At 67.1% G+C, this 8,111-nt stretch carries 6 protein-coding genes; 5 read left to right on the top strand and 1 reads right to left on the bottom strand.

Annotated elements, in window-relative coordinates:
* Nucleotides 1-54: 54 nt before the first annotated feature.
* On the bottom strand, nucleotides 55-2,352 hold the full coding sequence (locus ABB29_RS15550) for an NADP-dependent malic enzyme (protein ID WP_057660712.1): 2,298 nt from the start codon (nucleotides 2,350-2,352) through the stop codon (nucleotides 55-57).
* Nucleotides 2,353-2,642: 290 nt separating this feature from the next.
* Between ABB29_RS15550 and ABB29_RS15545 the strand changes: the two genes are divergently transcribed.
* The 5 genes from ABB29_RS15545 to ABB29_RS15525 all read left to right on the top strand — a co-directional run bounded on the left by ABB29_RS15545 (nucleotide 2,643) and on the right by ABB29_RS15525 (nucleotide 8,097).
* On the top strand, nucleotides 2,643-3,914 hold the full coding sequence (locus ABB29_RS15545) for an amino acid deaminase (RefSeq protein ID WP_211260770.1): 1,272 nt from the start codon (nucleotides 2,643-2,645) through the stop codon (nucleotides 3,912-3,914).
* 70 nt (nucleotides 3,915-3,984) lie between these two features.
* Nucleotides 3,985-5,340 (top strand): GntT/GntP/DsdX family permease, encoded by a 1,356-nt coding sequence (locus ABB29_RS15540; protein ID WP_057660709.1) that lies wholly within the window; start codon nucleotides 3,985-3,987, stop codon nucleotides 5,338-5,340.
* Nucleotides 5,337-6,218 (top strand): MurR/RpiR family transcriptional regulator, encoded by an 882-nt coding sequence (locus tag ABB29_RS15535; RefSeq protein WP_211260769.1) that lies wholly within the window; start codon nucleotides 5,337-5,339, stop codon nucleotides 6,216-6,218. The genes ABB29_RS15540 and ABB29_RS15535 overlap by 4 nt, the downstream gene beginning before the upstream one ends.
* A 10-nt stretch (nucleotides 6,219-6,228) precedes the next feature.
* Nucleotides 6,229-7,674, top strand: coding sequence for an N-acyl-D-amino-acid deacylase family protein (locus tag ABB29_RS15530; protein ID WP_057660722.1), 1,446 nt, complete (start codon nucleotides 6,229-6,231; stop codon nucleotides 7,672-7,674).
* 33 nt (nucleotides 7,675-7,707) lie between these two features.
* The gene (locus ABB29_RS15525; protein WP_057660706.1) at nucleotides 7,708-8,097 is read left to right on the top strand and encodes a RidA family protein; all 390 of its coding nucleotides are present in this window, start codon (nucleotides 7,708-7,710) and stop codon (nucleotides 8,095-8,097) included.
* Nucleotides 8,098-8,111: the final 14 nt, after the last annotated feature.

Genomic DNA, 8,111 nt, shown 5'->3' with positions numbered 1-8,111 from the left:
TCCCCCGTAAACGGAGGAGGGAGTTGATCACTGGTGTTATCGCGAGTTGCCTGCTCAGCCCTGGCTGTGGCGTTCGGCTTCGCGTTGGCTGCGGATCTGTGCGTCGACGGCGGCGATGGCGGTCATGTTGACGACGCGGCGCGGGGTGGCGCTGGTGGTCAGGATGTGGACCGGTTTGGAGATGCCCATCAGGATCGGGCCGATGGCGACGCCGTCGGTGACTACGCGGACCATGTTGTAGGTGATGTTGGCGGCATCGATATTCGGCATCACGAACAGGTTGGCGCGGCCCTTCAGGGTGCTGTTGGGCATCAGGCGGCTGCGCAGCACTTCGTCCCAGGCGGTGTCGCCCTGCATTTCACCATCGACGTTCAACTTGGGATTGCGCTTGAGCAGGATCTCGCGCACTTCGCGCATCTTGATCGAGCCCGGCGAGTCGTGGCTGCCGAAATTGGAATGCGACAGCAGGGCGATGCGCGGTTCAATGCCGAACAGTTTCAGGCGGTAGCTGGCCTGCAGCGTGGCTTCGGCGATCTGTTCGGCGGTGGGGTCGTTGTTGACGTGGGTGTCGAGGAAGAAATACGCGCCCTGGTCGTTGATGACGCCGGTCATCGCCGAGGTCGACTGCACGCCCGGGTCGAGCGGAATCACGCTGCGCACGTAGCCCAGCTTCTTGTGGAAGCGGCCGACCACGCCGCTGACCAATGCATCGGCTTCACCCCGGGCGACCATCACCGCGGCGATCAGGGTCGGACGCGAACGCATCAGGTTCTTGGCCGCGGCCACGGTGACGCCACGGCGGGCGGTGAGCTGGTGGTAGAACTGCCAGTAGTCGTTGAAGCGCGGGTCGTCGTCCTGGTTGGTGATTTCGAAATCGACGCCTTCGCGCATGCGTAGCCCGAGGCGTTCGATGCGGGCGGCGATGACGTCGGGGCGGCCGATCAGGATCGGGAACGCCAGTTCTTCGTCGATCACCGTCTGCACCGCGCGCAGGATGGTTTCCTCTTCGCCTTCGGCGTAGGCCACGCGTTTCTTGTCGGTGCGGGCGCGGTCGTAGACCGGCTTCATCATCAGGCTGGTGCGGAACACGAACTGGCCGAGTTTCTCGCGGTAGGCGCGCATGTCCTCGATCGGGCGCAGGGCCACGCCGGAGTCCATCGCCGCCTGTGCCACCGCCGAGGCCAGTTCCACCAGCAGGCGCGGGTCAAACGGGCGCGGAATCAGGTATTCGGGGCCGAACGATGGCACTTCATCGCCGTAGGCGGTGCCCAGGTCGGAGGCTTCGCGACGGGCCAGGTTGGCGATGGCGTGGACCACGGCCAGCTTCATCGCTTCGTTGATGCCGGTGGCGCCCACGTCGAGCGCGCCGCGGAAGATGTACGGGAAACACAGCGCGTTGTTGACCTGGTTCGGGTAGTCGCTGCGGCCGGTGGCGATGATGCAGTCCGGGCGCACGCGCTTGGCGTCTTCCGGCGAGATTTCCGGATTCGGGTTGGCCAGCGCCAGGATCACCGGCTTGTCGGCCATCGTCGCGACCATTTCCGGCTTAAGCACGCCGGCGGCCGACAGGCCCAGGAACATGTCGGCGCCGTCAACGATTTCGGCCAGGCTGCGCTTGTCGGTGTCGCGCGCGTAGCGGGCCTTGTCCGGGTCCATGTTGGGACGGCCGGTGTACAGCACGCCGTCGCGGTCCACGGCCAGGATGTTTTCCGGCTTCATCCCCAGCGCCACCAGCATGTCCAGGCAGGCGATGCCGGCGGCACCGGCGCCGCTGGTGGCCAGCTTGACGTCTTCGATCTTCTTGCCGACCACTTCCAGTGCGTTGACCACCGCCGCGCCGACGATGATCGCGGTGCCGTGCTGGTCGTCATGGAACACCGGCACCTTCATCCGTTCGCGCAGCTTGCGCTCGACGATGAAGCATTCCGGGGCCTTGATGTCTTCCAGGTTGATGCCGCCGAAGGTCGGCTCCAGGCTGGCGATGATTTCGACCAGCTTGTCCGGGTCGGTCTCGTCGATTTCGATGTCGAACACGTCGATGCCGGCGAACTTCTGGAACAGCACGCCCTTGCCTTCCATCACCGGCTTGCCGGCCAGGGCGCCGATGTTGCCCAGCCCGAGCACGGCGGTGCCATTGGTGACCACGGCCACCAGGTTGCCGCGGGCAGTCATCTCGCTGGCGGCGTTGGGGTCCTCGACGATCGCCTCGCAGGCGTAGGCCACGCCCGGTGAATAGGCCAGTGCCAGGTCGCGCTGGGTGACCATCGGCTTGGTCGCGCTGACCTTGATCTTTCCCGGCGGGGAAATGCGGTGGTATTCGAGGGCGGCCTTCTTGAACTCTTCGTTGGACATCTCATCGCCAGCTACAGGGACAGACCGGCGATTCTACGGGTTTGTCCCAACCAACCCAATGGCATACCAATGCGTATTGCGACGGCATACATTCCCTGGATGCATGGCCGCTGGCGGCCACGGCAGCCGGCAGGCAGGCGGACCCGCGCGGCTGCGCGGCATGGGCGAGGTACGCGTTTGCGCCACCGGGTCACGTTTCGCGCACGCGGCCCAAGAAAATAATTTTCACGCCCTGACAAATGTGATAAACACTGGCGGCGGGGATGGGCAGCCGACGGGAAGGCATGACGGTGGCGGAGGTAAAAAATTCTTTTCGCGGGCAGAGCCTGCTGAGCGGCAAGGGGCTGGGTGCCGATGCGGATGCTTTCACGACGGCCGACGTCGGTGCCGCCGGTTGGCGCATCCTCGACGAGGACGTCAGCCTGCCGGCCGCGGTGCTGCAGGCATCGGCGATGCAGCACAACCTGGACTGGATGGCCGCGTTCATGCGCGCCTACCGGGTAGCGCTGGCGCCGCACGGCAAGACCACGATGTGCCCGGCGCTGTTCCAGCGCCAGATGCAGGCCGGCGCCTGGGGCATCACCCTGGCGACCGCGCCGCAGGTGCAGGCCGCCCACGCGCATGGCATCGGCCGGGTGCTGATGGCCAACCAGCTGGTCGGCAAGGCCAACATGGCGATCATCGCGCGGCTGCTGCGGCGACCGGATTTCGAGTTCTGCTGTCTGGTCGACAGCGTCGACAACGTCGAGGCGCTGGGCCGGTTCTTTGCCGGCAGCGGACTGCGCTTGCGGGTGTTGCTGGAAATCGGCGTCGCCGGCGGCCGCAGCGGCGTGCGCGATGACGCCCAGGCCGCGGCCGTGGTGCAGGCGCTGCAGCGCTGGCCGCAGGCATTGGCGCTGGTCGGGGTGGAAGTCTACGAAGGCGTGCTCAAGGACGAAGCCGGCATCCGCGGGTTGCTGCGGCGGACCCTGGACCGGTTCCAGGCATTGCGCCAGGCAGCTGCATTCGCCGAATCACCGGCGTTGCTGTCCGGTGCCGGCTCGGCCTGGTTCGACGTGGTCGCCGAGGAGTTCGCAGCGGTGGCCGGCGAGGACGATGTGCAGGTGGTGCTGCGGCCGGGGTGTTACCTGAGCCACGATGTCGGCGCCTATCGCCAGGCCGCGCAGCGCATGCAGTCCAGCAATCCGGTCGCGCGCGATCTGGGCGAAGGCTTGCGCCCGGCACTGCAGGTCTGGGCCTGCGTGCAGTCGCGACCGGAGCCGGAGCGGGTGATCGTGGCGCTGGGCAAGCGCGATGCGGCCTACGACGCCGGCCTGCCGCAGCCGCACTGGCACTACCGGCCCGGCAGCGATGCACCGGTCAAGGCAGCGCCGGGCTGGCAGCTGACCGCGATGATGGACCAGCACGCGTTCCTGCAGGTCGATGCCGACGCCGACATCGCGGTCGGGGATCTGCTGAGCTTCGATATCTCCCATCCGTGCCTGACCTTCGACAAGTGGCGGCACCTGCTGGTGGTCGACGATGACTGGCAGGTACGGGAGGCGCTGCCGACCTGCTTCTGACCGCCGCGCTCTTCGCACGCCCACCTGTCCGCTGGCGCACCTCTCCTTCCACATCCCGGTGAATTGACGCATGAGCCAAGGCAACCTGCTGTTGCTGTATGCGCTGGTATCGATACTGGCGTTGATCGTGTTGATTGCCCGCTACCGGCTCAACCCGTTCATCACCATCACCCTGGTCTCGCTGGGGCTGGCGCTGATGGCCGGGGTGCCGGCGCCGGATATCGTGCTGGCCTACGAACGTGGCGTCGGCAAGACCCTGGGCCACATCGCGCTGATCGTCGCGCTGGGCACCATGCTCGGCAAGATGCTGGCCGAATCCGGCGGTGCCGAGCGCATCGCGCGCACGCTGATTGGCTTCTTCGGTCCGCGCAACGTGCATTGGGCGATGATGCTGGTGGCGTTCTGCGTGGGCCTGCCGATTTTCTTCGAGGTCGGCTTCGTGCTGCTGATCCCGATAGTCTTCAATGTCGCCCGCCGTACCGGGGTGTCGCTGCTGCTGGTCGGATTGCCGATGGTCGCCGGTCTGTCGGTGGTGCATGGGCTGGTGCCGCCCCATCCGGCGGCGATGCTGGCCGTCGGTGCCTACCAGGCCGACGTCGGCCGCACCTTGTTCTATGCCTTGCTGGTCGGACTGCCGACGGCGGCACTGGCTGGTCCGCTGTTCGCCCGGTTGGTGGTCAAGCGGGTGCCGCTGGCGGCCGACAACCCGATGCAGGCAGCCCTGGTCGGCAGCGGCTTTGCCGAGGTCGGCGACGAACAACTGCCGGGCTTTGGCATCAGTGTCTCGACCCTGCTGCTGCCGGTGCTGCTGATGCTGCTCGGTGGCTGGGCCAATGATCTCAGCACGCCCGGCAGCGCGCTCAACCATGCGCTGCTGTTTGCCGGCAACTCGGTGGTGGCGCTGTTGCTGGCGACGCTGCTGAGCTTTGCCACGCTGGGCTGGATGCGCGGTTTCAACCGCGAGCAGATCCTGCGTTTTTCGCAGGAATGCCTGGCGCCGACCGCCGCCATCACCCTGCTGGTCGGCGCTGGCGGCGGCCTCAACGGGATCCTGGTCGAATCCGGGGTCGCCCGCGAAATCACCGCCTTGTCGCAGCAATTACAGCTGTCACCGTTGTGGATGGGCTGGAGCATCGCCGCGCTGCTGCGGATTGCCACCGGCTCGGCCACGGTGGCGATGAGCACCGCCGCCGGCATCGTCGCCCCGATCGCGCTGGCCGCCGGCTATCCGCAGCCCGAGCTGCTGGTGCTGGCCACCGGCGCCGGCTCGCTGATCCTGTCGCACGTCAACGACGGCGGCTTCTGGCTGGTCAAGGAATATTTCAACCTCAGCGTGGCCCAGACCTTCAAGACCTGGACCGTGCTGGAAACCCTCATTTCAATCACCGCGCTGGTGCTGGTACTGGCACTGGAGAAGGCGCTATGACATCGCAGAGCAATCCCATCGACCTCATCTACCAACTCAAGCAACGCCTGCACCAGCTCAGCCCGGTGGAAGCGCGGATTGCCCATTCGATTCTGGCCGACGTCAGCCTGGCCGCGCAGCTGGGCGTCTCGGAGCTGGCCGAGCGCGCCCAGGTCAGCGTGGCGGCGGTGTCGCGCTTCGCCAAGACCATGGGTTATGACAACGTGCGCGAGCTGCGCGCGCAACTGGCCGAAGCCAGCGCGGTCGGCAAGCGCTTCCTGCAGCAGGAGCAGGCACCGGCGGTGTCGGCGCTGCATGCGCAGATCTGCGATGACATCGAATCGACGCTGCGCCACAACCTGGCGCTGCTGCGCGAGGACACCATGCTGGCCCTGGCCGGCGCGCTGGCCGGCGCACGCATGATCCATGTCTTCGGCATGGGCGGCTGCTCGGCGCTGTTCGCCCAGGAACTGCAGAACCGGTTGATGCGCTTCGGCTGCCGGATTGCCGCCTGCAACGATGCGGTGTCGATGAAGATGATCGCCGCCACCCTCGGCGCCGACGACGTGGTGATGGCGTTGTCGGTCAGCGGCATCACCCCGGAAATCCTGTCGGCGGTCGACATCGCCCGCGGGTATGGCGCACGGATTGGCAGCATCACCCGTCGCGACACGCCCTTGGCGGCGGCGAGCGACTGGTGGCTGGAGCTGGCCATCGACGAGACCGACTTCGTGTTCAAGCCGACCGCCTCGCGCTACGCGATGCTGCTGGCAATCGACGTGCTCTCGACCACCCTCGGCCTGCACACCGCGCAGGCCAGCCAGGAGCACCTGCGCCGGATCAAGCTGGCGCTGGACAACTACCGCGGCGGCGACAACCGCCTGCCGCTGGGGGACTGAAGTGACGCAGATGCTGGACCTGCTGATTCGCGGCGCGCGGGTCATCGATGGCAGCGGCAGCGCCGCGTTCGACGCCGACATCGGTGTGCGCGAAGGGCGCATTGCCGCGCTCGGCGCGCTGGATCTGCCGGCGCGGCAATACTTCGATGCCGCCGGCGCGGTGGTCTGCCCCGGTTTCATCGATGTCCACACCCACGATGATCTGCAGGTCATCCGCCATCCGCGGATGTTGAGCAAGTTGTCGCAGGGGGTGACCACGGTGGTGGTCGGCAACTGCGGCATCAGCGCCAGTCCGGTGCTGGCGCGCAACAACCTGCCGGACCCGATGAACCTGCTGGGTGACGAGCATGAGTTCCGCTATCCGGATTTCGCCAGCTACCGGACCGCGGTCGAAGCCGCCGCGCCGGCGGTCAACGTCGCCGCGCTGGTCGGCCACACCTCACTGCGCGCCAATCACATGGATCGCCTGGACCGGGCCGCCGACGGCGACGAAATCGAGGCCATGCGCCTGCAGTTGCGGCAGGCACTGCAGCAGGGCGCACTGGGCCTGAGCAGTGGCCTGGCTTACGGATCCGCCTGGCACGCGCCGAACGCCGAAGTGCTGGCGCTGGCGGCTGAACTGCCGGCCGGCGGCAGCTACGCCAGCCATCTGCGCGATGAGTTCGCCGGAGTGCTGGATGCGCTGGACGAAGCCTTCGCGGTCGGCCAGCACAGCGGCGCGGCGGTGCGGATATCGCACCTGAAATGCGCCGGCGTCGACAACTGGGGCCGCAGCGCGCGGGTGCTCGAACACCTGCAGGCGCACGCGCAAGACCACGATGTCGCCTGCGACTGTTATCCGTACGCGGCCAGTGCATCGACCCTGGACCTGAAACAGGTCACCGACGCCTACGACATCCTGATCACCTGGTCGCAGCCCGAACCCGGCCAGGGCGGACGCCTGCTGGCCGAGATCGCCGCCGACTGGCAGCTCCCGCTGCTGGAAGCGGCGCGCCGCCTGCAACCGGCCGGTGCGGTCTATCACTGCATGGACGAGGCCGACGTGCAACGGATCCTGGCCCATCCGCTGACGATGATCGGATCCGATGGCCTGCCGCGCGACCCGCGTCCGCATCCACGCCTGTGGGGCACGTTTCCACGCGTGCTCGGTCATTACGTGCGCGAGCAGAAGCTGTTCCCGCTGCACGAAGCGGTGCGCAAGATGACAGGACTGCCGGCGCAACGTTTCCAGCTGGGCGCACGCGGTCGGGTACGGATCGGTGGCTGGGCGGATCTGGTCTGTTTCGATCCGGAGAGTATTCGCGACACCGCCGATTTCCACGACCCCTGCCAGCCCGCCGCGGGCATCCGCGCGGTCTGGGTCAACGGCCAGCTGGCCTACGACGGCCAGGATCCGGCGCCGACCCGGCATGGTCGCTTCATCACCCCCGACCCCACCCCGGCAGCGCTGGCCTGACCGCTGGGTTGGATGAAACAACAGGAGCATGAAATGAGCGGAATCAAGCGTTATGGCGCCGAAGGCGGCGTCGGCCAGGGCCGGCAGCACATGCCGTTCGCGCGCGCGGTCGAGGCCGACGGCTGGCTGCACGTTTCCGGCCAGGTGCCGATGCGCGATGGCGAACTGGTCGCCGGCAGCATCAGCGAGCAATCGCATGTGGCCATCGGCAATCTGCTGGCGATCCTGGCCGAGGCCGGCTATGGCCCCGAGCACGTGGTGCGTTGTGGCGTCTGGCTGGACGACGCGCGCGACTTCGCCGCCTTCAACCAGGTGTTCCAGCAGTATTTCGGCGCCCATCCACCGGCCCGCGCCTGTGTGGAAACGCGGATGGTGGTCGATTGCAAAGTGGAAGTGGACTGCATCGCCTGGCAGAAGCGTTGAGCCACCCACCCGGT

This window comes from Pseudoxanthomonas dokdonensis (assembly GCF_001431405.1).
Classification (GTDB): domain Bacteria; phylum Pseudomonadota; class Gammaproteobacteria; order Xanthomonadales; family Xanthomonadaceae; genus Pseudoxanthomonas_A; species Pseudoxanthomonas_A dokdonensis.
This window is presented reverse-complemented; position numbering and strand designations above follow the sequence as displayed.

What these genes read in the sequence shown, in the direction of transcription:
- ABB29_RS15550 (WP_057660712.1), bottom strand. Translation starts at nt 2,352, where the DNA reads ATGTCCAACGAAGAGTTCAAGAAGGCCGCCCTCGAATACCACCGCATT.
- ABB29_RS15540 (WP_057660709.1), top strand. Translation starts at nt 3,985, where the DNA reads ATGAGCCAAGGCAACCTGCTGTTGCTGTATGCGCTGGTATCGATACTG.
- ABB29_RS15535 (WP_211260769.1), top strand. Translation starts at nt 5,337, where the DNA reads ATGACATCGCAGAGCAATCCCATCGACCTCATCTACCAACTCAAGCAA.
- ABB29_RS15530 (WP_057660722.1), top strand. Translation starts at nt 6,229, where the DNA reads ATGCTGGACCTGCTGATTCGCGGCGCGCGGGTCATCGATGGCAGCGGC.
- ABB29_RS15525 (WP_057660706.1), top strand. Translation starts at nt 7,708, where the DNA reads ATGAGCGGAATCAAGCGTTATGGCGCCGAAGGCGGCGTCGGCCAGGGC.